The sequence below is a fragment of the Streptomyces sp. Ac-502 genome (assembly GCF_045222935.1).
Taxonomy (GTDB): domain Bacteria; phylum Actinomycetota; class Actinomycetes; order Streptomycetales; family Streptomycetaceae; genus Streptomyces; species Streptomyces monomycini.
Window position 1 is genome coordinate 7,529,875 of the sequence record NZ_JBHFFO010000001.1, and the last position, 25,795, is coordinate 7,555,669.

The following is a 25,795-nucleotide window of genomic DNA, read 5'->3' on the forward strand; positions in this document are numbered from 1 at the left end:
CAGCGCCGGCGATCGCGGACCCGAACGTGCCCCTGAACAGTGGCCAGTGCACGTTCGGCACCGACGACATCAAAGAGACCCCGTGGTCGCTGCAGCGCCTGCTCACCCGGCAGATGTGGGCCTACGGAGGAGGAACGGGCGTCAAGGTCGCCGTCATCGACACCGGCGTCGACTCCGGCAACGAGCAGCTGCGCGGCGCGATCAGCGGCGGCAAGAGCTATGTCGAGAAGGGCAAGCCCACCGAGGACCAGGTCGGCCACGGCACCAAGGTCGCGGGCATCATCGCGGCCCGCACGAAGGCCGGCTCCGGCTTCTACGGCCTCGCCCCCAAGGCGACCATCATTCCTTTCCAGCAGACGGACAAGGAAAAGGGCGGTACGGCCGCCAGTCTCGCCAAGGCGATAGACGACGCGGTCGCCGCGGGCGCCGACATCATCAACATCTCCCAGGGCACCAACGCGAACCGCGCCCTCCTCGGCGGCCTGCAGGCCGCGGTCACCCGGGCCGAGGCCAAGGACGTCCTGATCGTCGCCTCGGCGGGCAACGGCGGCGCGAGCGGCGCCGAGCAGAGCATGTACCCGGCCGCCTTCGAGAACTCCAACGTGCTGGCCGTCGCCGCCTCCGACCGCAACAACGAGCGCGCCCCCTTCTCCCAGGCCGGCGCCTTCGTCGACATCGCCGCCCCCGGCGTGGACATGGTCTCCACCGTCCCCAACGGCGGCAACTGCGTCGACCAGGGCACCAGCTTCGCCGCCCCCTACGCCGCCGGCGCCGCGGCCCTCCTGATCGGCCGCAACAAGGCCGAGCACCAGCAGTGGAAGCCGCGCGAGGTCATCTGGCATCTGGAGAAGACCGCCGAACGCGTCCGCAAGGACCGGGACCACAACATCGGCTGGGGCGTCGTCGACCCCGTAGCGGCCCTCAACGACAAGACCAAGCCGACCGGCGAACCCCAGCCGGACACCGACTCCGGCGGCGCCGACAACGGTGCCAACATCCAGCCGGCCGCCCTGACCATCGGCGAATCCGCCGAGGAACGCCAGGCCCGCATCGCCATCTACATCATCGGCGGCGGCGCTCTGGCCGTCGCCACGGTCGTCGGCACCTCGATCGCCTTGCGCGACTGGCGCCGCAAGAACACCTTGAACACACGGGGAGGACATTAATGGGCAGCAGCGACGAGTACTACGTCGATCTCGAAGCGCTGGACACCGTGGGGCGCAAGCTCAACGGAGTGCTCAGGGCCATGACGGAGGCCAAGAGCAAGGCAGGACACAGCACTTTCCTGCCGGCCGGGACGCTGGGCACCGGATTCCGGGAGGAGGAGGAGCTTCGGCGGGCGCACGACGAGATGAAGTCGTACATGGACGACCAAATTTTGAAGAAGCTCGCCGACCTCGTCGACGACCTGAGTCAGAAGACAGCCAAGACGAAGGACGCCTACCACGACCGTGAGTACGACGTTCACAACGCGCTGAACCCCGGGGGTAAGTGACCATGTCGGAAAGCAATGGTGGCGTCACCACCGACAAGGGATGCTTCTACGCCAAGCACGAGACCAAGTTCTATGAGCGCAACATGGACGAGCTCAAGGCCATGGTGGCGCACGCCAATCCCGGCAAGGTCAAAGAGATCGCCGTCAACTGGAAGTGGATCCACGACACTCTCGTGGGTGAAGACGGGCGGGGCGGTCTGAGGAAGGAGTTCGACGACGCCGTCAAGGAAGTCCTCGAACACTGGGGCGGCCAGGCCGCCGAGGGATTCCGACAGCGCGCGAACACGATCAGCCAGAACATCGGCAACTCGGCCCCGTACGCGTCCAACATGCACAACGTCATGGATGGCGTCGGACACACGCTGGACGAGTACAAAAAAGATCGACGCCATGGAGAAGCCCTCCGGTACGGACAGCAATCTCGACGCCGCGGGCAACTACGCACTCAAAGTGGTGACCTTCGGTTCGAGGGGCGGACGCGACGACTCGAAGGCTATCCACGACCTCCAGCAGGGCAAGGACACCACGGACGTCCTCAACGGCAACTCGGGAGAGCTGTCGGAGGGCAAGGAACGCCAGCTTCAGACAGCCATCATGATGGAGTACCTGGGGTCGGCGTACCGGTCCAACGCTGCGGCCATCGGGAAGCCCCAGCGCGGTGGTGTCGGGGAGAACGATGTGCCGAGGCAGAACGACACGCCTCCGCCGCCTCCCTTCGTCCCGCTGCCCGACGGAGTCGTCAACCGCCCGAAGCCGTCCGCCCCGAAGGGATCCGTTCCCTCTCCGAAGGGGCCGGGATACACCTCACCCGGTGATCTGGAAGCTCCGCGTCAGCGAGGAATCTCCGGTGGTGTCGGCACCACGACTCCGCCCAAGACGTCGACTCTTCCGCATGTGGGGACCGGCCTCAACAGTCTCCCCGGCGGCGGCTCCGGCGGTGGAGGACTCACCGGCGGGGGTGGCGGTGGCCTCACCGGTGGTGGCGGCCTGAGCGGCGTCGGTGGAGGCGGCGGTCACATCAGCGGTGGCGGCTCCGGAGCGACGGGCATCCCGGGCGGCGGCATGCCCGGTGGCACGATGGCCGGCCGGTCGGGTACGGGCGGCGGTGGCGCCGCTGGTGCCGGATCCCGCAGCGGACGTGCCGGTGCACCCGGCATGGGAGGCGCGGCTGGCGGCGCCGGTGGCGGAGCCAAGGGCGCCGCAGCCGGACGCGGAGGGGCGCTGGCCCGGCAGAAGGGCGGCGTCGTCGGCGGTACCGGTGGCAAGACCGGCGCCGGCGGACAGGGTGGTTCGGGCCTGCACCGCAGCCGTGGCGGTACGCAGTCCGGCACCGGCGGCGGCCGTCGTCCGATGGGCATGGCCGGTGGTATGCCCGGCGCACACGGCGGCAAGGGCAAGGAGAACGGTCCGAACGGCGAGCGTCCCGATTACCTCGTGGAAGATGAGGAGACCTGGACGCCCGAGCGTAATGTGGCGCCCAAGGTCATCGAGTAGGGCCGATCTGGCCCAGTAGCCGGCGGAACCAAGACGGGGCCCGCAGTCCTTGGGCTGTGGGCCCCGTCCTGCATAGGAGAGGTGTACGGCATGAGCTTCACGCGAACGCTGCGTGCGGTGAGCGGCGCGGCGGTGGTGGGAGCGCTGCTCTTCGGTACCGCGCCGGTTGCTGCGGCAGACCAGGTCAGAGACGATCAGTGGGCACTCGGCTACCTGAGTGCGAGCAAGGCGTGGTCACAGTCCACAGGAAAAGGCGTCACCGTCGCTGTCATCGACAACGGCGTGAACGGGAGCCATCCGGATCTGACAGGCAACGTGCTCCCTGGAAAGAACTTTTCCAGTGGGGACCCGGCTGATCGCGAAACCCGGAACAACCACGGCACGGGTATGGCCTCAGTCATCGCCGGCCACGGGCACGGGAGTGGCGGCAGCCAAGGAGTCAAGGGCCTGGCCCCCGACGCGAAGATCCTGCCCATCAAGACTTGGGACTCGGACGGCAATACCCTTTCCAACAGCATGGCTGAGCCGTTGCGGTATGCGGTAGACCAGGGCGCCAAAGTGGTGAACATGTCGTTCGCCGGCGTGGGGTCGCTCCGGGACGACGAGAAGCAGGCAGTCGCTTACGCGGCCTCCAAGGATGTTCTGCTGATTGCGGGTTCGGGTAACAGCGGGTCGAGCTACAGCTACTACCCGGCTGCAGAGCCGGGCGTGCTGGCTGTCGGAGCGGTGAATCAGGAAGGGAAGGTATGGGAGAACTCGAATTACGGGCCGCACCTTCTTCTGAGTGCTCCAGGTAAAGGAATTCGTTCGGCAGCTGCCAGTCAGCCGTATCAGTACACCCGTGGAACGTCTGACGCAACTGCTTACGTGTCCGGCGCCGCAGCGCTCATCCGGGCGAAGTTCCCGGACCTGACCGCAGGACAGGTGGCGAATCGCCTCACCAAGACTGCGCAGTTCCCGTCTGCGGCTTCGGGAACGGCTCCGGATGCGTACTACGGGTACGGAATCATCCGTCCCTATGACGCTCTCACCAAGGACATCCCCGCCGGGCCGAAGAACGGCCCCCTCAAGGCGCCCACAGCCCAGGGTCAGGAGCAGCCTTCCAACAGCAATGCGGAAGAGGACCGCCGCTGGGAAGAAGAAAAAGACAACAGCAACACCAAGGCAGCCTTCGGTATTGCGGCCTTCTCGCTCATTGTCTTGGCGATCATCACCACGATCGTCGTCCTGGTGAAGAAGAGGAAGAAGAAGCGTAACGGCCCTCCCCCGGCGGCGGTTACGGTGGCCCTGGCGGTCCGGGTTACTACCCCCGCAGCCTGGCCCCTACCAGCAGCCCGGCCCCTATCAGCAGCAGGGCCCGTACCAGCAGTCCGGTCCCTATCAGCAGTCCGGCGCTCCCGGCGGCTATCCGCCGCCGGCGCCGCCCAACCAGCCTCCGGGCCAGTAGAAGACATGTGAGCTTGGGCAGGCTCCGTCGCCGGATACTTCTTCGCGGGAGCCTTTCCCTACGGGTCCCACAGTCCTCGGGCTGTGGGACCCGTCTTGTTTCAGGAGAGGTGTACGGCATGAGCTTCACGCGGACGTTGCGTGCGGTGAGCGGCGCGGTCTTGGCAGGGGCGCTGGTACTCGGCACCGCGCCGGCCGCTTCGGCGGATTACATCAGGGACGGGCAGTGGGCGCTGGGTGCGTTCGGCGCGGATGATATTCGCCAGCATTCCACGGGTAAGAATGTAATTGTTGCGGTGCTCGACTCAGGGGTCAACGGCAACCACCCCGACCTCAAGGGAAACGTTCTCTCAGGAAAGAGCTTCGCGGTCAACGGCGGCCCTGCCAACCAAGAGGCGGTGGAGGACCACGGGACCGCCATGGCCGCGCTGATTGCCGGCCATGGGCACGGGCCCGGCCGCGCGGACGGCATCATGGGGCTGGCCCCGGACGCCAAGATTCTGCCGATCCGTACGAAGGATTACGACGACAGTTTCCACGGCAACGGCTTCGCGGCGCCGCTACGGTATGCGGTCGATCACGGGGCAAAGGTCGTGAACATGTCCTTCGTGCAGGCGCGTGTCGATGGCGAGGAAAAGGCCGCGATCGCTTACGCCCTGGGAAAGGACGTACTGCTGGTCGCCGGTATGGGCAACGACGGTGACGCGACGCCCCAATACCCCGCTGCCGCTCCAGGAGTTCTGGCGGTCGGAGCTGTGGCGAAAGACGGGAATGTCTGGAAGAACTCGAGTTACGGCTCGCACGTCCGCCTCCTCGCCCCCGGCGAGGGCATCTATTCGGCTGGCCTCGGTTCCAAGTACCGTCAAGCGGACGGAACCTCCGACGCCACGGCCTACGTGTCCGCCGCGGCCGCGCTCGTCCGTTCCAAGTTTCCGGATCTCACCGCCGGTCAGGTCGCCAATCGGCTGACGAGGACCGCGATCACCCCCGACGGCAAGTCGGACATCGGCACGCCGAGCCCGAAGTACGGCTACGGCACCGTCCGCCCGTTCCGTGCGCTGACCCAGGACATTCCGGCCGGATCCAAGTACGGACCGCTCAAGGCTCCGGAAGTCGAGGAATCGAGGTCCGAGGAGACGGGCGGTGCCACAGCCGGGGACGCCGGTGTGCAGGAGGCGTCCGGCAGCAGTGGGATCGGTATTCCTCCGATCGTCATCCTCGGCCTGGTGCTGGTTCTGTTCGTGGCGGCTCTGGTGGTCGTCATCGTCGTGGTGCGGCGCAAGAAGAACAACGGCGGCCCGCCGCCTGGTGGTCCCGGTGGTTTCGGAGGGCCCGGCGGTCATGTCGGCTTTCCGCCGCACCAGGCCGGGCCGTATCAGCAGCAGCCAAGTTCGTATGGACAGCAGCCCAGCTCGTATGGACAGCAGCCGAATCCGTACGGGCAGCAGCCCGGCCCTTACGGTTCCTACCCGCCGGTTCCGCCTGCCCAGCCGCCGGGGCAGTAGCCGCGTCGGGTATGAGGAGGAGGGGCCCGCTGCTCGTTGCGGGCTCCTCTTTGCGTAGGGGAGGGCTCGGTGGCCGGGCCGTCAGCGGCGTGCACGTTGTTCGCCCGGATGAGTGGTGATTGATATTGACGTGGATGTGCGCTGTTTGTGCCGGTTGTTGGGCTGGGCCTGGCCGATTTTTGCGGGTGGCTGTGCGGGGATGGCTGGGTGGCGCTGAGGGGTGGGGGCGTGGCATCGCTCCGGAGGGGCTTGGCCGTGGCGCGGTAAAGGTTTCTTCGGATTGTCATGGCGGTGGGGTGGCGGGGGAGCGGGGGGTATTGGCTCGGGCGTGCGAAGGGGGCGGGGCGGAGAGGCGTTCGCCGGCGGTCGTTTGCCGGTCTTGCGGTGGAGTGGAAGGCTCACGGCACTTCATCGGGCGGGCAATGATTTCGCCGCCTCTTTCGCTGGTTGATTGTTCGAGTGGGGGCTGTGTGATGGACAGGGCATTCGATGTCGTTGCGGACGGGATCAGGTGTCAGGGCCGAGAGTTCGTCCGTATCGGGACGGAGTTCGGGAGCGCTTCGAAGCGGCTGCGGGACACGTTGCAGGGGCTGGGGGCGCCGTGGCGGGGCGCTGAGTTCGCGGAGGCGTTCGCCATGGTGTACGAGCCGGTCCGGGACGGCATGTTCGCGTCCATGGATGCGCTCGGAAAGCGGATGGAGGGAATGGGGGAGAACCTTCAGGAAATGGCGAGGAGGTATGAGGCGGCTGAGAGGGAGGGCGTGCAGCTCGTCGGGCAGGTGTCGTGCTCGTACCCGACGTCTCGGGGACTGTGACGTTGGCGGGCGTCGGGGAAGGAGGCGGCCGTGGCGCTGACGCTGCCCGGTGAGGTCGTATGGGTGCTCGATCTGCTCGGGTACCAGTGGCCCGAGGCGGACGAGGACAAGCTCATGGAGTGCGGGCGGACCTGGCTGGAGTTCGCGGCGCAGGTCGGGCGGGCCGACGGGGAGGGCGGATGCGCCGTACGGGAGGTCGCCGGCGGCAATTCGGGCGAGGCGGTGCGTCGCTTCATGGGCGAGTGGGAGGACTTCTCGGGCGGCCCGGGCTCGTACCTGACCGACGCGCGGATCGCGGCGCAGGTGATCGGTGTCGCGTTCGAGGTGGCGGCGGCCGCGGTATTCGCAGCGAAGGCCGAAGTCGTCGCGCAGCTCGTGGTGCTGGCCGTCGAACTCATCGCGGCGCAGGCCGCCGCGCCTTTCACCTTCGGGCTTTCGGAGATCGGGGCGCTGGGGGTGACGCAGGCCACCCGTCTCGTGGTGCGCCGGCTCCTGGACGCGCTGAAACGGGAGGTCGTCGAAGCGGTGACCAAGGCGATGGCGGACGCCGCGGAAAAGGGCGTCAGGGAGATCGCATCCGACTTCGTGAAGCATCAGGTCAAGGACTTCGCGACGGATTATGCGAGGAAGGCCGTACGGGACATCGTGGTCGATCCCGCGAAGGAGAAGGCCGTCGGCATCGTGACGGGGGCGGGGCAGAACATCGCCCAGCAGGGGATCGAAAGCCATTTCGGCGCCCGCGCCGGCGTCGATTTGGGCGACACGGTGGATGGTGCCAAGGAGGAGTTCGCGAAGCAGTTCGGCACGGTGCGGGACGGTGAGTTCGAAGCCGGTGAGTACGTCGCCGGCACGCCGAGTGGCCCGGGGGAGAGGGAGGGCGGCTTGGCCGGTCTCCTCGACCCCGCGACCCATCGTGACCGGCTGCTCGACGGCGCTACGGAAGCGGGGACCAACGCCGTGGCGGCGAGGACGAGGGAGGCTGTTCAGCGGGGGAGGGGAGCTGGGGGAGATGAGGGAGCAGAAGGAGGGGGCGGTGGTGGGAATGGTGGTGAGGGGCGGTCCGCTGCCGCGGAGGATATTCGCGCTGTTTTCGGCTGAGGCTTCCTGAAGGCTGAGGGCTCAATACAAGGGCGAGTGGTGCCAGAGGGCGAGTGGCGCAAAGGGCGAACGGGAGCAAGGGCGAGCGGAGGCAAAGGACGAGCGGCGCTCATGGGCGATGCGGCGCCCACGCCGCGCACGCCCTCCCGCCACCCCCAACCCTCGCACCCACTCCCCGCCTGCCCTGCCCCCTCACCCGAACACAGACTGCACCGAATCCCTCGCCCCGTCGGTGACGCCCTGGTGGCGGGTCGCGGCGCCGCCCGTGCGGTTGTCCACGTGTTTCTGGGCCGCGTCGAGGCCGCGGTTGGTGAGGTCTGCCCGGGCGTGGTCCACGTACGTCTGGGGATCGGCCAGGCTCTGGGCGCCTTCCTTGAGCCCGTCGACGTATGCGCCGGCCTTTTCCTTGCCGATGTCGGCGGTCTCGCCCCAGTCCATGCCGTTGCGGGCACCGAAATGGTTCTCGATTCCCTGCTGGGCGATGTTCTGCCCCATTTCCGTGGCGGCCTCGGTGGCCTTCCCTTGCCTTCTTCGACGACCTTGTCCTGGACGGTCTCCTTGACCGTGTCCTTGACCGTCTTCTTGGCGTAGTCCAGGGCCAGCTGCCGGGATTCCTTGGACACCGCCTTCTTGGCCAGCTTCTTGATGGCGTCCATCGTCGCGTGTTCCATGGCCTTGGTGACGGCCTGGACGACTTCTTGTTTGATCTTGTTCAGAATCTCGCGGACGGCGACGCGGGTGATTTGTGTGGCGCCCGCCGCACCCGCTTCGGACAATCCGAAGGTGAAGGGAGCGGTCGCCTGCGCGGCGATCAGTTCGACCGCGAGGACGACGAGCTGCGCGATGATGGCGATCTTGCCGGTGAGTACGGCGACGGCGGCCGCGTCGAAAGCCAGGGCGATGGTCTCGGCGGCGATCTGCGCGTCCCGCAGATAGTGGTCGGAGCCGGCGCTGCCGGAGAAGGCGCCCCATTCCTCGGTGAATCCGTCGACGGCTTCACCCGTGTTCGCCCCGAACACCTCGTTCGCCGCCGACGAGCCCTTCGAGGCCGCCTGTTCGACTTGCGCGGCGAAGGTGCGCCAGGTCTCGGCGCACTTGAAGAGCGCGTCCTCGTCGGCCTGCGGCCAGTCGTACCCGAGGAGTCCGAGGACCCAGGCGACCTCGCTCGGCAGTGTCAGTGACACAGTGATCGTCCCCCGTGCGGTTACAGCCGTGTGCGGCTGGAGTGATCGTGCTTACGGCCGTGGGCACTGCCATGCGTACGGCCATGCGTGCGGCCGTGCTCATGGCCGCACGGTCCGCGGTGTTCTTCAGACGGCGGGGCGGGGAACCGAACTGACGACGTGGACGCCCTCTTCGTCGGAGGCCGTGTAGGTACGCGCCATGCCCTGGAGTTTGTCGCCGATGTCCTCGATGCGTTCGCCCAGCGAATCCATGGAGGTGAACATGCCGTCGCGGATCGGGGTGTAGACGACATCGAAGGCCGCGCCGAAGTCGGCGTCCTCCCAGGGCTTTCCGAGGCCCTCCAGGTCGTCCTTGAGTTTCTTGGCGGCCTTGCTGAACTCCGTGCCGATGTTCACGAACGCATGACCCTGTGTGCGCAGCACCTCAGGATCCACGTCGAATGCCTGGTCCGCCATCACGACCCCCGTCATTGCCCTGTCATTCGCGCCCGGCGTGTTTGTCTACCGACAAGCCCGGCGTGACCACTTTATGTGTTCTTAACGCGGGCATGTCAAGGCGGTCCCGCGCGGGCGGGTGCCTGGCAGGCGACCTGCGCGCCACAGGGGACAGCGACTGCGAAAAGGGTTTCAACAGGGCGCCGTAGGGCGCTCGTTGAAGCGTATGTGAGCGTGGAATCCACTCGAATGCGGCTCGAATTCGGGGGGATTGACCGTGCTGCGGTGTTGGCGACGACCGGAATGTGAGACGGGAGGGGAGTGGTGCGGACGGGGAAAGAGATGGTTAAGTCTTGGTACCTGCCCGGTCAAGTGGCCGCGCGCCCCGGGTGGCGTGCGTGCGTGTGCCGTACGGCTGCCGAGCAGGCCGGCACTGTCCTCCACAGCAACGCGGTCCTTCCATGCCAACGCAGCCCTTCTTCCGCAGGCGCTCGTCGTCCCCGCGCACGCGCTCGTCGACCCGGTTGCCGTCCATGGCGGGCAGGGTCGTAGGCGCCGGTCTGGTCCTCGCCGGGCTCTTCTTCGGCGGGATGACCGCCAAGGACATGGGCTACCCGAACGGCCACAAGGGGAACGCGGGCACGCTCACCGTCCAGGACTGCCGTACGCAGTTCGACCGCGTCGGCTCGTCCCGCCACCGGCACGCGCGGCCCGTCGTCACCTGTACCGGCACCTTCCGCGACGACCGGGGCGGTGCCACGGTCGCGGTCGCGACGGTGGAGACCGGTGCCAAGTTCGAGCCGGGCAAGCAGCTGGCGGTCCAGAAGACGGACCACAAGTTCGTCATGATCGACGAGCAGTGGATCTGGCAGAGCCCGGCCATCGTCTGCGTCTCGGCGTGCGCGCTCGTGGCCGGAGCGTTCTGCCTGCTCACCGGCTTCGGCGTACGGCGTGGCCCGGGGTTCCGGGACGCCTGGCGCCGGGTGCCCGGCGGGACGGTGGTCCGCGCCGTACTGGCCGGGGCCGGCGGTCTGGCCGCCCTCGGCGCGGGTGCGGCACTGCTCGTCGGCGGCATCGTCTGATGCCGCCGACGACAGCGCGCAGTGCGCCCCTCGCGTCTATCGCTCGCTCAGCCGGGCCCTGGTGACGGTGACCAGCCGCCGTCACGCCGCCCGTTACGTGGTCGGGCGGGCCGTCGGCCTCGTCCTGGTGGCGCTGGGGGTGACGGTCTGCGTGATCTCGGTCCGGGAGGCGGCCCTCGCCGCCGGATACACCGGCGCCCACGGGACGTACACCGTCGAGGAGTGCCGGGAGCGCTACACGGCCGGCGGCAGCGGCCGGCACGGCAGCCGGACGATCAGCTGTACGGGCACGTTCCGGGCCGATGGGGACGTCGACGGTGCCCGCGCGGTCAATCCCTTCGGGGCGTTCCACCCCGACACGGTGTATCCGCCGGGCAGCCGGGTCCCCGTACAGAGCGGTGACGGCGGCACGTACGTGGCCGCCGGCCGGGAGCAGGTGTGGGGCCGGGCCACCGGGGTGTCCGTGTCCCTGCCGATGCTCGCGGCGGGCACTTTCTGCCTGCTCACCGGCTTCGGCGCCCGCCGGGGACGGCCGTTCGGCGACAGCTGGGACGGACTGCCCGGCGGGGTGGTGCTGCGCCCGCTGCTGCTGTCCGCCACCGGGGTGGGCATCCTTGGTGCAGCCGTCTTTCTCTTTTTGCAGCATTACGGGTGACGCTGCGGACCGCCTGGCCGGCCGGGCGGGTGCGTGCGGGCCGTAGGCTCGGCACATCGCGGAAGCACGTACACCTCGGCACGTCGTGGAAGCTCGTACACCCCGTACGCGCGGCATGACCGGCATACCGACGCGTGCATCGTTCGTCCTGCACCTTCGCACGCCCCTGGAAAGGATCGCTGACCATGGCAGCACAGTCGGAACACACCAGGTCAGGCGCGTCCCATGCCTCCAGTGCGGACGACGCGCCGGGTGTGGGGGACGGGGTGAAGCGCGGCCTGGGGCGGCTGATCGGGGTGGGCGTTCTCCTGGCCGCGCTGCTGCTGATCGCGATCGGCGTCTACGTGGGCCCGTACTCGGTGTGGGTGGACGGCAGCCCCGGCAAGATCACCGTGGAGGCGTGCGCCACGGACTACCACTACGCGAACAAGCAGCACTCGGGGAACCGTACGCGGGACATCCAGTGCTACGGCACGTTCCGGTCGGACGACGGCCGGACCAAGGACCTGAACGCCAGCGTCGACTCCTGGCACCGGTTCAAGGAGGGCGACCTGATCGAGGTACGCCAGGTCGGCCGCTCCAGCTACGTCCAGCACAGCTGGAACCGGCTGGCCAACGGCGTGCTGTGCCTCTGCGGCGGACTGGTCGTCCTCGTCCTGGGCGTGCTCTGCACGGTGACCGGTTACCGCTTCCGGAACGCCCCGACCTTCGACGACGCATGGCGTTCGGTCGGTCCCGGCGTGCTGCGGACGCTGATGGTCGGGCTGATGGCCGCGGGGCTGATCGGCGCGGTGCTGTCCGGCGCGGTGCTCTTCTTCACTTAGCCGGGAGCCGGGAGCCGGGAGCCGGGAGCCGGGAGCCGGGAGCCGGGCGAGCCGGAATCGAGGGCCGGGGAGGCGAACGCAGCCGTACGGGCCCGAACAGCCGTCCCGTACCATTCCCGCTCATGGACGCACCCGCCGATGCCGCCGATGCCGACGAACAGCCCCTGCCCGCCCGCCGCGTCAACCTGACGCCGCGTCAGGCCCGGCAGGTACGGATCGTTCTGGCCTCCGTGCTGATGGCCGCGATGGCGGCCGTACTCGTGATCCGCCTCGCGAGTCGTACGTCGGTCCTGGTCGTAGGGGTGTACGGGGCGGCGCTGATCCTGTGCGGGGTCGTGATCGAGCTGAGCCGCAACGGACGTACGCGGCTGGGCACCTGGCTGCTCGGGCTGGGCCTGGCGGCGGCCCTCGCCGCCGACTGGCTGCTGCTCCCCTGAGGGGGCCCGCCACGCCCCACGCGCCCCCGAACACCTCCACACGCCCCCCAACACCCCCACGCGCCCGGTAGAGCTCAGCCCGTCAGAACAGCCCGTGCCACATCTGCTCGACGACCAGGGACCACCAGTTCTTGTCGCTGTCCAGGGACCACGCGTCGATCGCGACCAGCTGCTCCTGGAAGGCGGCGACCGCAGCCCCCGCCGCCCGCGGGTCCATGCCCCGCATCCGCTGCCGGGTGGTCGTCAGCAGGGCCAGGGACCGCAGGAACGCCGCGAGGGAGGCGTTGACGAACCGGCCGCCGCCCGAGGAGGGCTGGACCGCCCACACCGCGCCGATCAGCGCCCGGCTCTCCTCCGGCGCCGTGCACTGGACGGTGACCAGGTAGGCGCCGTCCGTCCCGATGCGGACATGGCCCGCCAGGTTGCCGAGCGTCGCTTCGGAGGCCGCCGTGCCGATCGCGCGCAGATGCGTGGCCGCGTCCGTGAACAGGCCGCCGGCCGGCGCCCGGCCCGCCTGGTCGGCGGTGAAGAAGTACGGGACCTCCGCGGGCAGTCCGGCCCAGGTCAGCGTCTTCTTGGCGGCCTCGGGCAGCTGGGTGCCCGCGATGTCGTCCGCGTCCGGGCGGAACACTCCTTGCGGACCGAACACCTCGGCGAGCTGCTTGCCGAGCGCCACGTCCCGCACCGGCTCGGCCGGCGGCACGCTGTCGGGCGACGGGACCGGCAGCCGGTGGGGTCGCGGCGGCGGCTGCTGTCCCGAGAGCTGGTGCATCATCTCGACGTGCCGCAGCAGACCGGCGACGCCCGCGGCGCGCTCCTCGGGCGTCGCGCCGTACCCCTCGGTGCAGGAGAAGCGGGCGTTGGGGAAGGCGCGGAAGACGAAGTCGCCGGTGTAGCCGCCCGGGAACAGCGCGGGGCGGAGGTCGGTGTGGACCGCGCGTACGTCCTCGCCGCGGACGCCGATGCGCCGCAGCTCGTCGAAGAGCTGGTACTCGGCGGGCGGCAGACCGGGGCGCGACACGCGCACCAGGTTCGTCTCCGTGCCGCTGGACGGGTCGTCGTACGTGGCGACGGCGGTGTTGCCGGGGCCGGTGACCGGCGGCTCGCCGGACGCCGCCGCGGACGTACCGCTGTCCGTGCCGCTGCCCGCATCGGCGTGCGCGCCCTCGCCCGTACCGCTGTCCGCGCCGTGCTTCCGCCGGTACATCCGGACGACCTCCTCGACCGGCACGGAAGGCCAGACCGTCAGCTCGCCGTCGGCCCGGTCGACGACGCCACAGGCGTTGCCCACCTCCGCCGGCGGGCGTCGGCGGCCGGTGGCCGGATCCACCTCGGGCGGCGGCGGAACCGCCCACACCACCCAGCCGAGGTCGAACTCCTCCATACCGATCTGGCGCGGCGGGCCCTGGTGCCCCTCGGGGTTAAGCCAGCGGTCGGCGGTGGCCTGGGCCTGCGCCTGGGTGATCACGTGCGGTCTCCTTCGCGGCCGTGCGGACCGGCAGGGGTGTCGGCAGGGGGAGCAGGGGCGGGTACGGGGGCGGAGCGGGGCGCCGAGACCGGTACGGAGGCGGGCCGGGGCGCGGGCAGCGGTATCCGCAACGCCTTGACGCCGCGCTCCGTGGCGACGACCAGGACGCCCTCGGGCGAGAGGTCGGCGCCCGTGAAGGGGACGTCGCTGACGAGGGCGGCCACCACCTCCGTACGCTGCCGGTCCCAGACCCGGACGTAGTCCGCGCCCCGGCTGAGCGTGAGCGGCGCCGCTGCCCGTACATCCTCCGAAGGGCGCAGGACCTGCGCCGGATCGGCATCGACGAGCCCAGGGCTCAGCAGCTGATGGACGAGCACGGCGTGCCCGCCGGCTTCCTCGGGGCCTGATGCGGCCCCGGATTCGGCGGCCCCGGACAAGGCACCGGTCCCGGGGGCGGGGCCGGATTGGGGCCCGGCCGCGGCCCCGGCGAGGGCGGTACGCGAGCCAGGGGTGCCTTCGGGGACTACGATCGCGGCGACCGGCAGCGGGGCGAGGGACGGGTCCGTGCCGGTCGGTGACGGGCCCGTGCCGGTCGGTGCCGTATCGGCCGCGCCCTCGGCGGCGGGAGACCGCGGCAGACTGCCGACCGTCACGCCCGTGACCCCGGGCAGCGGCACACTCCACAGCGTGCGCCACGGCAGGCCGAGGCCGAGTGCGTGCACCGCGTCCGCGTACGGGCCGAGGCCGTCCTCGACGAAGGCCGTCTCCAGGAGCGCCGCACGCATGACGACGGACGCCTGGGACCGGGTGAGCAGCGGCGCCGTCCGCAGGTACGTACGGGCGGGGGCGCCCAGGGTCTCGTACGGCACGGCCTCGATCGCCGTACGCAGCGCGACCGGGTCGGCATGGGCGAACAGACCCGGGTCCGTGAGCAGTTGCGGGAGCAGGCCGGCGGCCAGTGTGTGCGCTGCGAGATGGTCGCGGACATACGGGTCGGCGCGGGACCAGTCCTGCTGCGGCACCGCGTCCAGGAGTGCCATGGCGATACGTGTCTGCGCGTCGCGAAGGTCGGCCAGTCCGGCGCGCACCGCGTCCGCGACGCCGGGATGCACGAGACGCAGCAGCTTACGGCCACCGCCGTCGGCATCCCCGGCCGCTTCGACGAACGGCCCCGCCAGCAGCATCCCGTCCGCGATCTCCCGGGTCAGGTCGCGCCCGGCGACGGCGGACGCCAGCGGCCCCCACAGCCCGAGCGGCAGTCCGTCCCCTTCGGCGAGCGCCAGCGGCGCCAGCATCAGCCGCAGCGTCCGCGGGTCGGCGCCCAGCCGCCGCGCGTGCAGGTCCAGCGCCTCACCCACGCTGGCCGGCAGCTGCGACCCGTCGGCCGGGTCGAAGCCCTCCGGGCGCATCAGGACACACCGCACGGCGAGCTGCGCGGTCAGCCGGCTGCCGTCGGCGCGCTCCGCGACGGCCTCGGCGAGCGCCCGGCGCGCCCCGGGGTCTTCGGTGTACGGCAGGACCGGGGCGCCGGCCTCCGGGGAGAGCGCCGCCTCCACCTGGTGGACCAGCCCCTCGGGGTCGGCCCAGCGCGGCTCGTCGAGGTCGATGATCTGCCCATGGCCGGACGGCAGCGCCGCGATCACCTCGGCGGCCAGCGCCCGCGGCACGTCGGCGAGCAACTGGACCGTGCCGGTCTCCGCGAGCGGCTTCAGCACGTCCCGGACGAGACGCGCGGGCTCGTCGGCGGCGCGCACCGGTCCCGCCCGGTCGACGTCCGGCACGACGACCGTCACCGGACCGGCAGCCGCGGCGAGTCCGGGGACGATGTCCGCGCTGCGGGTGGCGGCCAGGCCGAAGTGGTCGGCGAGGGTCCACAGGAGCTGCCCGGCGGTACGGCCCTCGGGAGCGGGTACGGCGGGGGCGGGCAGGTCGGGCGGTACGGTCGTCGGATCGAGGTCGTCCAGCGGCAGGCGCTTGCGGTGCTCCGGGTCGCACAGCATGAGGAAGCCGGCCACCAGGTGCGAACGCCCGCTGCCGGGGCTCCCGGTGAGTACGACGACCCGGGGTGCGCCGGGCCACTGCATCCGCCATGCGGCGAGCGCGCGCAGGACGGCGGTGCGGCCGCCGATGTACGGATGCGGCGTATAACCCCCGTACCGCTGCGCTCCTCGCCCGAGGTGCGCGTGAATTCCTCGTCCCCCATGGACCCTTCGCCCTTCACCGTCGCGGATCGCCGTGTGTGCGTGCCGGCCGGACCGCGTTGCTGACCGTGCTGTTCCCGATGCCCGCGCGCCGTGAGCGCCGCCCGCCCGCACTCCCGCGCTGCCCGTACTCCGTTCCTCGCCTGCCGCCCTTCGCCCTTCGTCCTCCGCCCCGCGCCTACCGCCTTCCGTTCGCCGCCCCGCGCCTTCCGCTCTCCGCCTTCTGCCTTCCGGCTTCCTCGACTTCTGGCTGATCCTACGATCCGGCACTGACACCGGTACCGCTGCCCGAAGAAGCCCAGGTCAGCAAGGTCAGCCCGCGGGCGGCGGCCCGAAGCCGCCCTGCGGCGGCGGATATCCGCCGGGTGCCGGGAAGCCGCCCGGCGCCTGATACCCAGGAGGCGCCTGGTACCCCGGAGCACCGGGAACCGGCCCGTAAGCAGGTGCCCCCACAGGCCCGGGCGTGTAGAACCCCGGCGCCCCGGGCCCAGGAACCGCGAACCCCGGCACCCCCGGCCCGGGCACCCCGGAAATCCCGGTACCGGCATCCCCGGCATCCCCGGCACCCCCGGCTGAACCGGCAACCCGGGCCGCCCCATCAGCACCAGCACCAACACCGAACCGACCAGCTCCACCAGCATCTGCACCCGGCCCAGCAGCGCGCCGCCCGGCGCGACGTCGCCCAGCTCGAAGAGCGTTCCGGTACGGAGGGAGCCGACCAGGGCCAGGAAGGCGACCGGCAGCAGGACCAGCGCCGTCCCGAGGGCGAAGCCGCGGGCGGAGACCCGGCGGGTGGCGGCCAGGATCGCGCCGACCGCGTACAGCGGCAGGAAAGTGAGCCAGGCCCAGCCGGGTGCCATGCCGAGCATGGCCCGCAGCACGCCGCGGCCGGTGAACAGGATCTCCAGCGACGCGCCGGGCCCGCTGTCGAGGGACTGCCCCAGCGCGTAGCAGATCCAGCTCACCCAAAGGAGTGTGAGCGCGCCCAGCACGATCGCGGACACGGCGCCCGCGGGGCCGCCGGGGCGTACCGGAGGCAGGCCGGGCGCCGAGCCGGGGCGCGGCCAGGCCCGGATGCCGGCGGGCAGGACGACGGCGGCGACGAGGGCCAGCGGCACCAGTGCGCCCGCGGAGACGAGGACCGCCGTGAGGGTGGAGTCGTCGATGTCGCCCGCGCCGAGGAACCAGCGGTTGGTCGAGGTGTGGCTGCCGGTGCTGACGACGGCCTGCACCCGTAGGGAGAGCGTCAGCGCCGTCGCCACCGCGAGCAGGCCGCCGGCCGGCCGCCTCCCGGCGAACGCGGTGCCCACGGCGGCGCCTTGCAGCAGGGCCAGGCCCAGCTCGTACGGAGTCGTGACCGGAAAGGCGGCCATCGGGGCGCCGCCGAAAACGGCGGATGCGCCTCCCGTCCACACATCCCACACCGTGCCGGGCCCGAGGGACACGAGATCATGGCCGAGCCAGTACAGGGTGTGCAGGAGGAAAAGCAGGCACAAGGCGCCTGCCGCGATCCGCGCGCCCTTACTGAGCACCCGAATATGTGGCATTTTGCTCCGCTCTCTCCCGCGTGCGCTTCTCCGGCACGCGATCGCGCACGATAGTAATGCCGGTCAAGTTCCCATCAAGCGCAGGCAAGTACAGGCGAGCGCAGACAAGCGCAGCCAAGTACAGACAAGAACGGGCATGCGCCGTCAAAGGGTGGTCACGTACCGGCGAATACGATCAAACGCCGGACGGGAGAGCGGGCCAGCGAGATAACAGGGGGCCGGGCCAGACCCCGATAGGCACGGCACCGAAGACGCCCAAGGCCAATCCCATAGGGCGAACAGTGCCCAGGGCCCGGCCGTCAGCACCCCGACCCGCAGGCCCGATCCGCAGCCTCGGTCCTCAGTCCCGGTGGCTCGACCCGCCCCGGCCGCCCCGCCGCGGCCCGGTGACGATGGACCCCGAAGGCCCGTCCCGCTCGGCGCGCTCCTGGTCCTCCTTCGCCTCCTGCTGCGCCTGCCACTTCGCGAACTGCTCGCGGGACGCCTCCCGCTCGGCCTGCGTCTGGTTCTCCGCGGCCCGCCGCATCTCGTTCATCCGGTCGCCGATGGCACCCATGTACTCCTCGGACTGGATGGCGTCCTTCATGCCGATCCGCCCGGAAAGCACCTCCTGGGCCATCTCCTGGAGCTTTCCGCCCACCTTGGGATTGGTGGCCAGTGTCTGCAGGGCCTTGCGCAGCCGGTGCGCCTGTTCCGGATCCTGGGCGACGTCCATCAGGTCCGCGTCCTGGATCTGTCGCTCATGGCCCGCGCCGTACGTACCGCTCATGTCTTCTGCCCCCGGTGAACTCGGTGGTACAGCAACCGCGTGTGCTGCACCGGCGTCATGAGTCTAATGACGGATCGGAAGCGTGCTCAAGGAGGCTTGTTGGCATTGCGGGATATTGGTCCCTTTTCCCTCCCCGTTCTGCCGTCCCGCCGCTTCGGACGCGCGGGTCGGGCCCTATACGGGTGTGCTAGACCTGGGGACTTGTCCAGCGGGCCGTCGCCGCTTTCGGGCCGCGTCATTCGCGCCGCGCCAATCAATTCGGGGAGAAAAGATGTCGGACGAGGTCCGGATCAGTACCGAGGAGCTGCACAAGCTCGGTACCAAGTTCGAGATATCCGCGGACGACCTGGGCCGTCAGCTGACCGCTTTCAGACGGCGCAGTGACGCCGCGGCGCTGTGCGACGGGTTCGGCTCACGCGAGGCGGCCGGACCGTACCTGGAGCTGTACGAACAGGCCGAGCGCGCCCTGGAGCAGCTGCGGGAGCGGCTGACGGAGGTCGCCGGCGGCCTCCGGGAGACCGCGGTGTTGACGGACACGGCCGAGGAAGAACTCGTCAAGGCGATCCGGGGTGTCCAGTGACCGAGCAGCGCAACCCCCACGCCCTGCACGAGGCGGCGGCCGGCTGGCGGGACATGGGAAGGCACCTGGACGGCCTGGTGCGCGACCTGGACCGGCAGGTGGGCAAGGCCGCTGCCGCCAACTGGCACGGCCCCGCGGGTGAGGCGTTCGCGGCGGAGTGGCACCAGCTCAAGCGGTCCGTCGACGAGACCCTGCCGGCCTTCGAACTCGCCGCCGCCGACCTGGAGAACGCCGCCTCCCAGGACAATGGGGCGCACGCGGGCGCGGGCTCCGGCGCGCACGACACCGCACCGGACGCCTCCCAGGACGACGGTTCGCAGTCGTCCGGCTCCCAGTCGTCCGGTACGCAGACCGCGTACGGCTTCATGGCCCTGGGCCAGCTCGCCACGTCGCTGGGCGGCGCCTTCCGCGGCAAGGGCGGCAAGGGCGGCGGCCGGAGGCAGCGGCCTCCGCTGACCGCGCGGTGGGAGACGTCCGGCGCGCCTCAGGGGCCCGACCCCTTCGGGCCGCCGCAGGCCGGACCGAAGGGCGCAGGGGGCGGCGCGGGCGTGGCCAAGGGCGCACGTACGGGAGGGGCCGCCGGAGACGCCTCCGAGGCGACCCCCGGGACACCGGACGCCAAGAAGCCGTCCGGCGCCCAGGACCGGCCCAGCAACGCCACCGAAAACAAGGATAATAAGGACAACAAGAGCAACAAGAACAAAACCGCCGAGACCGTCAGAACCCCCGAGGGCACCAAGGCCAAGAAGGACCGTCACCCCAAGGACACCGAGGCCGGAGACCCCAAGCCCCCGCCCCCCGACGTCCGCCGCCACGGCGCCTTCGGCTGAGCCCGAGCCCAGCCGACCGACCGGCCGACCAGCCCACCAGCCGATCGGCCGACCGACCGGCCCCCCTCACCCCCCTCACCCACCCGGATCACCCACCCAGTTACCCCCCCCCAGAAAAGCGCCAAGGCGCCCCTCCCAAGGGAGAGGCGCCCCACCGCTTTCATCCGGCCCGTCCGGCGCCACCGCGGCGCCGGACCGCCCGTCAGCCGCTGTGCGCCGGCAGCCACCCGGTCTGCACCAGCTGCGCACCGCGCTTGCGCGTGATGAAGTGCGCACGTCCCGGCGTCAGGCTGGTCGCCTTGATGTTGCCCATCAGCGGACCCTCGCCCGGGTCGCCCGACAGGATCAGACCCTGGGCGCCGAGTTCCTTCGTCCGCTGCATCACGGGCTCGAAGGAGGACCGTCCGGCACCCGAGGAGCTGCGCGCCAGGATCAGGCGCAGGCCCAGGTCACGGGCGAACGGCAGGTACTCCAGCAGCGGCTGGAGCGGGTTGCCGCTGCTGGTCGCCACCAGGTCGTAGTCGTCCACGATCACGAATGCGTCCGGCAGGTCGTACCAGCTGCGGTTGCGCAGCTGCTCCGGCGTGACGTCCGGGCCCGGCATCCGGCGGCCCAGCGAACCCGCCAGCCCGGTGATGACCTCCTGCAACTGCGGCCCCGCGGCACAGTACTTGTACATGTGGCTCTCGGGGATCTCGCCGAGCAGCGCGCGCCGGTAGTCGGAGACGACCATGAGGGCCTTGTCCGACGGGTAGCGCTCCGCGATCTGCTTGGCGATCAGACGCAGCAGCGAGGACTTGCCGGACTCGCTCTCGCCGTAGATGACCAGCAGCGGGTCGGTCTCGAAGTCGATGAACGCCGGCGACAGCGTGGTCTCGTCGACACCGATCGCGATGCCGTGCTCCGGGTAGTCGCTGCCCTTGGGCAGGTCGCTCGCCGGGAGCAGCGTCGGCAGCATCCGCACCTTCGGGGCGGGCTCGCCCTGCCAGTGCTCCTTGACGGTGGCCACCAGGTGCGCCATGCCGTCGCTGAGGCTCTCCGCCTCCTGGACACCGTCGATCCGCGGCAGCGCCGCCAGGTAGTCCAGCTTCTCGGGGGACAGGCCCCGGCCCGGGCGGCCCATCGGCACGTTCTCCGCGCGTTTGCGGTCGAACTCCGACTCCATCGGGTCGCCGAGCCGCAGCTCGACACGGTTCAGGAGCTGGTCGCGCAGGGCGGGCCGCACCTCGGTGTAGCGGGAGGCGCCGAGGATCAGGTGGACGCCGAAGCCGAGACCGCGGCTGGCGATGTCCAGTATGACCGGGTCGAGCTGCTCGTAGTCGGTCTTGAACGTGCCCCAGCCGTCGATGACGAGGAAGACATCGCCCCACTTCTGGTCCGGGAACGCGCCGGCGGCGCGCCGCTGGCGGTAGGTGCCCATGGAGTCGATGGAGTTGGAGCGGAAGAACTCCTCGCGCTCGTTGAGGATGCCGACGACCTCGGCGACCGTACGGCGGACCTTCTCCGCGTCCAGCCGGGAGGCGACGCCGCCGACGTGCGGCAGCTGCTCCAGGGCCAGCATGCCGCCGCCACCGAAGTCGAGGCAGTAGAACTGCACCTCGGACGGGGTGTGGGTGAGCGCGAAGCCCGCCATGGCGGAGCGGATCAGCGTCGACTTGCCGGACTGCGGACCGCCGACGACCAGGCCGTGGCCGGCGCCCGCGGAGAAGTCCAGGTACATCACGTCGCGCCGCTGCTCGAACGGCTTGTCCACGAGCGCGACCGGCACGACCAGCTTGCCGAGCGCCGTGTACTCCGGGGCGTGCACGCCCCGCTCGGGCGTGACCGCGAGCGCCGGGAGCAGCTGGTTGACGGTGGGCGACTCGTCCAGCGGCGGCAGCCACACCTGGTGCGCCGGCGGGCCCTGGCCCTGCATCCGCTGGACGATCACGTCCAGGACGGTGTCGGCCAGTGCGTCGTCCTGCTGCTGGGTGAGCGCCGGCTCCTCGGCGATGATCTCCTCGACGATCGGCGCCAGCACCGGCGACGCCGTGAACGGCACCGGCATCCTGTTCGTACGGCTGCCACCACCGCCGGCGCCGGCGCCGGGACCGCGGTACGGGCCCGACACGTACGCGGCCTTGAACTGCACCATCGTCTCGGTGTCGTACTTCAGGATGCCGGAACCCGGCACGTTGGGCAGGTGGTACGCGTCCGGCACACCGATCGCCGTACGGGACTCGGCGGCGGAGAACGTCCGCAGACCCAGCCGGTAGGACAGGAAGGTGTCCAGACCGCGCAGCTTGCCCTCTTCGAGGCGCTGCGAGGCGAGCAGCATGTGCACACCCATCGAACGGCCGATCCGGCCGATCTGGATGAACATGTCGATGAAGTCCGGCTTGGCGGTCAGCAGCTCGGAGAACTCGTCGAGCACCATCACCAGCGAGGGCAGCGGGTCCAGCGGGGCGCCGGCGGCCCGTGCCTTCTCGTAGTCGGTGATGTTGGCGTAGTTGCCCGCCGAACGCAGCAGCTCCTGACGGCGCTGCAGCTCACCGGTGATCGAGTCGCGCATGCGGTCGATCAGGCTGACGTCGTCGGCCAGGTTGGTGATGACCGCGGCGACGTGCGGCATGTCGGACATGCCGGTGAAGGTGGCGCCGCCCTTGAAGTCCGCGAGGATGAAGTTGAGCGTTTCCGAGGAGTGGGTGACTGCGAGGGCGAGCACCAGGGTGCGCAGCACCTCGGACTTGCCGGAACCGGTCGCGCCGACGCACAGGCCGTGCGGGCCCATGCCCTCCTGGGAGGCCTCCTTGATGTCGAGCATGACGGGCTGGCCGTCTTTGTCGACACCGATCGGTACGCGCAGCCGCTCGTGCAGCGTGCGCGGACGCCAGGTGCGCGAGACGTCCACCGAACCGGCGTCGCCGATGTTCATCAGGTCCGTGAAGTCCAGGTTGGACAGCAGCGGCTCCTCGCCGTCGGCGCCCGAACCGGCCCGCAGCGGCGCCAGCAGACGGGCCAGCGACTCCGCCTCGGAGACCGACAGGGTGTCCACAGTGCCGTTGTAGACCGCGCCGCCCGCCGACTCCAGCACCAGCTTGCCCGGCCACACCTGCACGGCCAGTCCGCCCCGGATCTCGTCCAGGTCGCCCGGGACGACCTCCAGGATCGTCACGCCCTGGAGGCCCTCGGCCCCGGCGATCACCGAGTCCATCGGCACCTCGCCGGCGTCCAGCACGACCACCACGTGCGGGGTGTCGGTGACCGGCGTGCCCTGCGGGTTGAAGCGGCCGCGGCCCTCCAGCTCCTCGGCGAGCAGCTCCTCGATCTCGCCCAGGTCACCGACGACCAGCCGGCGGGTGCCGGCGCCGTCGGTGGTCTTGTCCTGGACGTGCGGCAGCCACTTGGTCCACTCCCACTCGGCCTGCGCGCCCGGCGCCGCCACCACGGCGACGACCAGGTCCTCCGGCGAGTGCAGGGTGCACAGCTGCGCGAGGATGGCGCGCGCCGACCCGTACACGGTGTCGGGGTCGCCCGAGACCGTCAGGTGGTAGAAGGCGCGCAGCGAGACCGCGAGCGGCAGCTGGTCCAGGTGACCGTGCTTGTCGAGGAACTCCTTCATCGCGTGCGCGGTGAGCGGTTCCAGTTCGTCGACCGGCGCGGTCTCCGGCGCCTTCAGGGAGTGGCCAGCTGCTGCGGGCCCAGACCCATCCGTACTTGCGCGAAGTCGGGGTCGGACGGGCGGCGTTCCCACACCCGTTTGCCTTCGGCGACGACCGCCCACAATTGCCCCGGATCGGGGTGGAGGAAAAGCTGCGCGTCACGCTGTTTGCGCGCGGTGCGCCGTACTTCCTTTCGCTTCTGCGCCAGGTATTTGAGGTAATCCTGACGCTCCTGGAGCATTTGCCCGGAAGGCCCTTGGCGGGCCTTGACGATCTGGACAATAGCCATCGCGAGGGTGGAAACCACCATCACGCCGCCCATGATCTTCATGAACGGCTGGGTGCCCATGAACAGGAAACCCGCCGAACCCGCCATGCCCATCATCGGCATGAGGTTCATCAGCATGTTGTCCTCGCCTTCGCGAGGCAGCTCCGGCGGAGCTTCGAGCGTCAACTCCTCACCGGTGATATCAGGTGGAAGCGCGCGGGGCGGGCGCTTGACGATGACAACGCTCACCGAGGCATCAGTCCTTCATGCATCTCGCAGTCTCGGACCGCCCCCGTTGGTTCGACGGTCCCCCGGACCAAGTCCATGGCCCGACGCAGGCGTTGATCCTACTGTTAACGGTCAAGTGCCGGGGCGGGTGGGGCGGCGGCCTAATTGGGGGGTACGCTGACGCCTCGCGAGCGCGCCCAAGGCCCCGTAACGACGTCCCTATATATAAGGCACGGTGGCGGCGCCCCTATATATAAGGCACGCACGCGACAAACTGCCCAACGGATAGGGGGAACCGCCAGGTGAGCACGACTACAGGCACCGGCTTCTGCCGGGTCACAGTCGCCGCGCCGGACGCACGGATCGACGTGGCACTGCCGGAGGATGTCGCACTCGTCGATATTTATCCGGAGATCCTGCGACTCTCCGGCCAGTCCCAGGCGGAGGGCGCCCCCACCGGATACCACCTGGTGCGCCGGGACGGCACCGTCCTGGACGCCGGCCAGTCCCTCGCCCAGCAGCGCATCCTCGACGGTGACCTGCTCCTGCTGCGCCCGTTCGCCGAATCGCTGCCGCTGCCGGTCTTCGACGACGTCTCGGACGCCGTCGCCTCCGCGGTCAAGCGCAACCGCAACCGGTGGAGCGACGACCTGATGAACATCGTCGGCCTCACCGCCGGCGTGCTCCTGCTCGTCATGATGGCGTTCGCCCTGTGGTTCTCGAACCCGGCCGACCGCGACATGCACCGCCTGCCCGGCATCATCGCCGGCGTCACCGGCGTCGTCCTGGTCGCCCTGTCCGGCGTACGGGCCCGGGTCTACGACGACCACGCCTCGTCCATCGCCCTGGGCCTGGCGTCGCTGCCGCACCTGTTGATCGCCGGTTCCGGGATCATGCCGGTGGCCGACGGCGAGGGCCCCGGCCGGCTGCAGTTCCTGGTCGGCTGCGTGACCGTACTGATCGCGTCCGTACTGCTGGTGGTCCTGCTGCCGCGCGGCGACGCGCCCTTCGTGGCCGCCGCCTTCCTGGCCACCATCGGTACCCTCGCGGTCTTCGCCGCCATCCTCACCGAGGCCGAGCCGCGCGAGGTCGCCGCGGTCACCGCCGTCGTCGCCATCGCGGTGGTCGCCTGGCTGCCCGGCCTGTCCTCGCGCTTCGCCCGGCTGCCCATCGGCTACAAGTCGCCCGACCAGATCGCCGCCGGTCCGCACAACGACGGCGAGCCGGGCGCGGCGACCGAGTCCGTCGACTTCGTCAAGATCGGCAACCAGGCCAAGCGCGGCCACGAGCTCCTGCTCGGCCTGGTCGCCGGCTGCTCCGCGCTGGTCGTCGGCGCCGCCGGCGTCGTCCTCGGCTTCTCCGACAACAGCTGGGCGCAGCTGCTGGCGCTGGCCGCCGGCATCACGATCATGCTGCGGGCCCGGCTCTTCGACTACACCGCGCAGGTCGCCTGCCTGACGATCGCCGGCATCCTGACGGTCGTCCTGCTCATCCTGGGCATCGCGCTGCACCCGCCGGTCGACGTCATCGCCGACCTGGTGCGCTTCGGCGACTCCGGCCCGCTCAACATCCGTACGGTCTGGTTCTCCAGCAGCATCGCGGCCGGCGCCGCCATCCTGGTCGGTGTGGGCCTGGTCGTCCCGCGCAAGGGCGTCACCCCTTCTGGGGCCGCGTCTTCGACATCTTCGACGGCGTCGTCCTGCTGTCCCTGGTGCCGCTGTGCCTGGCGGTACTGGACGTGTACGGCACCGTACGCGGCCTGACCGGTTCCTCGTAGGGGCCACGAGGCAGGG

The 25,795-nt window shown here is 70.3% G+C and carries 20 protein-coding genes and 2 pseudogenes; 15 read left to right on the forward strand and 7 right to left on the reverse strand.

Translation table 11 applies throughout. The features are described from left to right. Nucleotides 1-26 precede the first annotated feature (26 nt). Both mycP (ACEXOX_RS34395) and ACEXOX_RS34400 read left to right on the forward strand, forming a co-directional pair. Nucleotides 27-1,166: a type VII secretion-associated serine protease mycosin gene (gene mycP / locus ACEXOX_RS34395; RefSeq protein ID WP_406524812.1), complete on the forward strand. Its 1,140-nt coding sequence runs from the start codon at nt 27-29 to the stop codon at nt 1,164-1,166. Further along, complete coding sequence (locus tag ACEXOX_RS34400) at nt 1,166-1,495, forward strand: hypothetical protein (protein ID WP_406524813.1); 330 nt, start codon at nt 1,166-1,168, stop codon at nt 1,493-1,495. The genes mycP (ACEXOX_RS34395) and ACEXOX_RS34400 overlap by 1 nt, the downstream gene beginning before the upstream one ends. Here the strand turns inward: ACEXOX_RS34400 and ACEXOX_RS34405 are convergent. Beyond that, a complete protein-coding gene (locus tag ACEXOX_RS34405; protein ID WP_406524814.1) occupies nt 1,465-1,887 on the reverse strand; it encodes a hypothetical protein in 423 nt (140 codons plus the stop codon). The two genes, ACEXOX_RS34400 and ACEXOX_RS34405, sit on opposite strands and share 31 nt — an antisense overlap. Between ACEXOX_RS34405 and ACEXOX_RS34410 the strand changes: the two genes are divergently transcribed. From ACEXOX_RS34410 to ACEXOX_RS34430, 5 genes are all read left to right on the forward strand, one after another. After that, nucleotides 1,886-2,989: a hypothetical protein gene (locus ACEXOX_RS34410; RefSeq protein ID WP_406524815.1), complete on the forward strand. Its 1,104-nt coding sequence runs from the start codon at nt 1,886-1,888 to the stop codon at nt 2,987-2,989. The two genes, ACEXOX_RS34405 and ACEXOX_RS34410, sit on opposite strands and share 2 nt — an antisense overlap. Before the next feature lie 90 nt (nt 2,990-3,079). Further along, entirely contained in the window at nt 3,080-4,447 is a 1,368-nt protein-coding gene (gene mycP, locus ACEXOX_RS34415) for a type VII secretion-associated serine protease mycosin (protein WP_406524816.1), read from the forward strand. 107 nt (nt 4,448-4,554) lie between these two features. Further along, complete coding sequence (locus ACEXOX_RS34420) at nt 4,555-5,940, forward strand: S8 family serine peptidase (RefSeq protein WP_406524817.1); 1,386 nt, start codon at nt 4,555-4,557, stop codon at nt 5,938-5,940. Between the two features lie 473 nt (nt 5,941-6,413). Next, nucleotides 6,414-6,755, forward strand: a complete 342-nt coding sequence (locus tag ACEXOX_RS34425; protein ID WP_406524818.1) for a WXG100 family type VII secretion target — start codon at nt 6,414-6,416, stop codon at nt 6,753-6,755. 30 nt (nt 6,756-6,785) lie between these two features. Then, on the forward strand, nt 6,786-7,853 hold the full coding sequence (locus ACEXOX_RS34430) for a PE-PGRS family protein (RefSeq protein ID WP_406524819.1): 1,068 nt from the start codon (nt 6,786-6,788) through the stop codon (nt 7,851-7,853). Nucleotides 7,854-8,045: 192 nt separating this feature from the next. Here the strand turns inward: ACEXOX_RS34430 and ACEXOX_RS34435 are convergent, their stop codons facing one another. After that, the gene (locus ACEXOX_RS34435) at nt 8,046-8,348 is read right to left on the reverse strand and encodes a hypothetical protein (RefSeq protein ID WP_406524820.1); all 303 of its coding nucleotides are present in this window, start codon (nt 8,346-8,348) and stop codon (nt 8,046-8,048) included. A gap of 167 nt (nt 8,349-8,515) precedes the next feature. On the opposite strand from ACEXOX_RS34435, the gene ACEXOX_RS34440 reads away from it, so the two are divergent. Beyond that, nucleotides 8,516-9,034, forward strand: coding sequence for a hypothetical protein (locus ACEXOX_RS34440; RefSeq protein ID WP_406524821.1), 519 nt, complete (start codon nt 8,516-8,518; stop codon nt 9,032-9,034). 129 nt (nt 9,035-9,163) lie between these two features. Here the strand turns inward: ACEXOX_RS34440 and ACEXOX_RS34445 are convergent, their stop codons facing one another. Then, on the reverse strand, nt 9,164-9,508 hold the full coding sequence (locus ACEXOX_RS34445) for a WXG100 family type VII secretion target (protein WP_406524822.1): 345 nt from the start codon (nt 9,506-9,508) through the stop codon (nt 9,164-9,166). A gap of 425 nt (nt 9,509-9,933) precedes the next feature. On the opposite strand from ACEXOX_RS34445, the gene ACEXOX_RS34450 reads away from it, so the two are divergent. From ACEXOX_RS34450 to ACEXOX_RS34465, 4 genes are all read left to right on the forward strand, one after another. Further along, on the forward strand, nt 9,934-10,554 hold the full coding sequence (locus tag ACEXOX_RS34450; RefSeq protein WP_406524823.1) for a hypothetical protein: 621 nt from the start codon (nt 9,934-9,936) through the stop codon (nt 10,552-10,554). A 67-nt stretch (nt 10,555-10,621) separates the two neighbouring features. Then, entirely contained in the window at nt 10,622-11,209 is a 588-nt protein-coding gene (locus tag ACEXOX_RS34455; protein WP_406524824.1) for a hypothetical protein, read from the forward strand. A 185-nt stretch (nt 11,210-11,394) separates the two neighbouring features. After that, nucleotides 11,395-12,033 (forward strand): hypothetical protein, encoded by a 639-nt coding sequence (locus ACEXOX_RS34460; protein ID WP_406524825.1) that lies wholly within the window; start codon nt 11,395-11,397, stop codon nt 12,031-12,033. Between the two features lie 122 nt (nt 12,034-12,155). Further along, nucleotides 12,156-12,470 carry a hypothetical protein gene (locus tag ACEXOX_RS34465; RefSeq protein WP_030023036.1) on the forward strand — a complete coding sequence of 105 codons (315 nt, stop codon included), beginning with the start codon at nt 12,156-12,158 and terminating at the stop codon, nt 12,468-12,470. A gap of 82 nt (nt 12,471-12,552) precedes the next feature. Here the strand turns inward: ACEXOX_RS34465 and ACEXOX_RS34470 are convergent, their stop codons facing one another. The 3 genes from ACEXOX_RS34470 to ACEXOX_RS34480 form a co-directional block, all read right to left on the reverse strand. Continuing rightward, nucleotides 12,553-13,938, reverse strand: coding sequence for an SUKH-4 family immunity protein (locus ACEXOX_RS34470; protein WP_406524826.1), 1,386 nt, complete (start codon nt 13,936-13,938; stop codon nt 12,553-12,555). Continuing rightward, nucleotides 13,935-15,953 carry an ATP-binding protein gene (locus ACEXOX_RS34475; protein WP_406524827.1) on the reverse strand — a complete coding sequence of 673 codons (2,019 nt, stop codon included), beginning with the start codon at nt 15,951-15,953 and terminating at the stop codon, nt 13,935-13,937. The genes ACEXOX_RS34470 and ACEXOX_RS34475 overlap by 4 nt, the downstream gene beginning before the upstream one ends. Nucleotides 15,954-18,026: 2,073 nt before the next feature. Beyond that, complete coding sequence (locus ACEXOX_RS34480) at nt 18,027-18,455, reverse strand: hypothetical protein (protein WP_030023044.1); 429 nt, start codon at nt 18,453-18,455, stop codon at nt 18,027-18,029. Between the two features lie 271 nt (nt 18,456-18,726). Between ACEXOX_RS34480 and ACEXOX_RS34485 the strand changes: the two genes are divergently transcribed. Continuing rightward, nucleotides 18,727-19,035: a hypothetical protein gene (locus ACEXOX_RS34485; RefSeq protein WP_406524828.1), complete on the forward strand. Its 309-nt coding sequence runs from the start codon at nt 18,727-18,729 to the stop codon at nt 19,033-19,035. After that, the gene (locus tag ACEXOX_RS34490; protein WP_406524829.1) at nt 19,032-19,865 is read left to right on the forward strand and encodes a WXG100 family type VII secretion target; all 834 of its coding nucleotides are present in this window, start codon (nt 19,032-19,034) and stop codon (nt 19,863-19,865) included. The genes ACEXOX_RS34485 and ACEXOX_RS34490 overlap by 4 nt, the downstream gene beginning before the upstream one ends. Nucleotides 19,866-20,067: 202 nt before the next feature. Here ACEXOX_RS34490 and eccCa read toward each other — a convergent pair. After that, nucleotides 20,068-24,023: pseudogene (gene eccCa, locus ACEXOX_RS34495) on the reverse strand (type VII secretion protein EccCa). A 281-nt stretch (nt 24,024-24,304) separates the two neighbouring features. Between eccCa and eccD the strand changes: the two are divergent. Continuing rightward, nucleotides 24,305-25,779 (forward strand): annotated as a pseudogene (eccD, locus tag ACEXOX_RS34500) (type VII secretion integral membrane protein EccD). The last annotated feature ends 16 nt before the right edge of the window (nt 25,780-25,795 follow it).

Excerpts from the sequence above, each read along its gene's own strand:
- ACEXOX_RS34400 (WP_406524813.1), top strand. The coding sequence starts at position 1,166 with ATGGGCAGCAGCGACGAGTACTACGTCGATCTCGAAGCGCTGGACACC.
- ACEXOX_RS34410 (WP_406524815.1), top strand. The coding sequence starts at position 1,886 with ATGGAGAAGCCCTCCGGTACGGACAGCAATCTCGACGCCGCGGGCAAC.
- ACEXOX_RS34405 (WP_406524814.1), bottom strand. The coding sequence starts at position 1,887 with ATGGCGTCGATCTTTTTTGTACTCGTCCAGCGTGTGTCCGACGCCATC.
- mycP (WP_406524816.1), top strand. The coding sequence starts at position 3,080 with ATGAGCTTCACGCGAACGCTGCGTGCGGTGAGCGGCGCGGCGGTGGTG.
- ACEXOX_RS34420 (WP_406524817.1), top strand. The coding sequence starts at position 4,555 with ATGAGCTTCACGCGGACGTTGCGTGCGGTGAGCGGCGCGGTCTTGGCA.
- ACEXOX_RS34425 (WP_406524818.1), top strand. The coding sequence starts at position 6,414 with ATGGACAGGGCATTCGATGTCGTTGCGGACGGGATCAGGTGTCAGGGC.
- ACEXOX_RS34435 (WP_406524820.1), bottom strand. The coding sequence starts at position 8,348 with ATGGGGCAGAACATCGCCCAGCAGGGAATCGAGAACCATTTCGGTGCC.
- ACEXOX_RS34445 (WP_406524822.1), bottom strand. The coding sequence starts at position 9,508 with ATGACGGGGGTCGTGATGGCGGACCAGGCATTCGACGTGGATCCTGAG.
- ACEXOX_RS34450 (WP_406524823.1), top strand. The coding sequence starts at position 9,934 with ATGCCAACGCAGCCCTTCTTCCGCAGGCGCTCGTCGTCCCCGCGCACG.
- ACEXOX_RS34460 (WP_406524825.1), top strand. The coding sequence starts at position 11,395 with ATGGCAGCACAGTCGGAACACACCAGGTCAGGCGCGTCCCATGCCTCC.
- ACEXOX_RS34465 (WP_030023036.1), top strand. The coding sequence starts at position 12,156 with ATGGACGCACCCGCCGATGCCGCCGATGCCGACGAACAGCCCCTGCCC.
- ACEXOX_RS34480 (WP_030023044.1), bottom strand. The coding sequence starts at position 18,455 with ATGAGCGGTACGTACGGCGCGGGCCATGAGCGACAGATCCAGGACGCG.
- ACEXOX_RS34485 (WP_406524828.1), top strand. The coding sequence starts at position 18,727 with ATGTCGGACGAGGTCCGGATCAGTACCGAGGAGCTGCACAAGCTCGGT.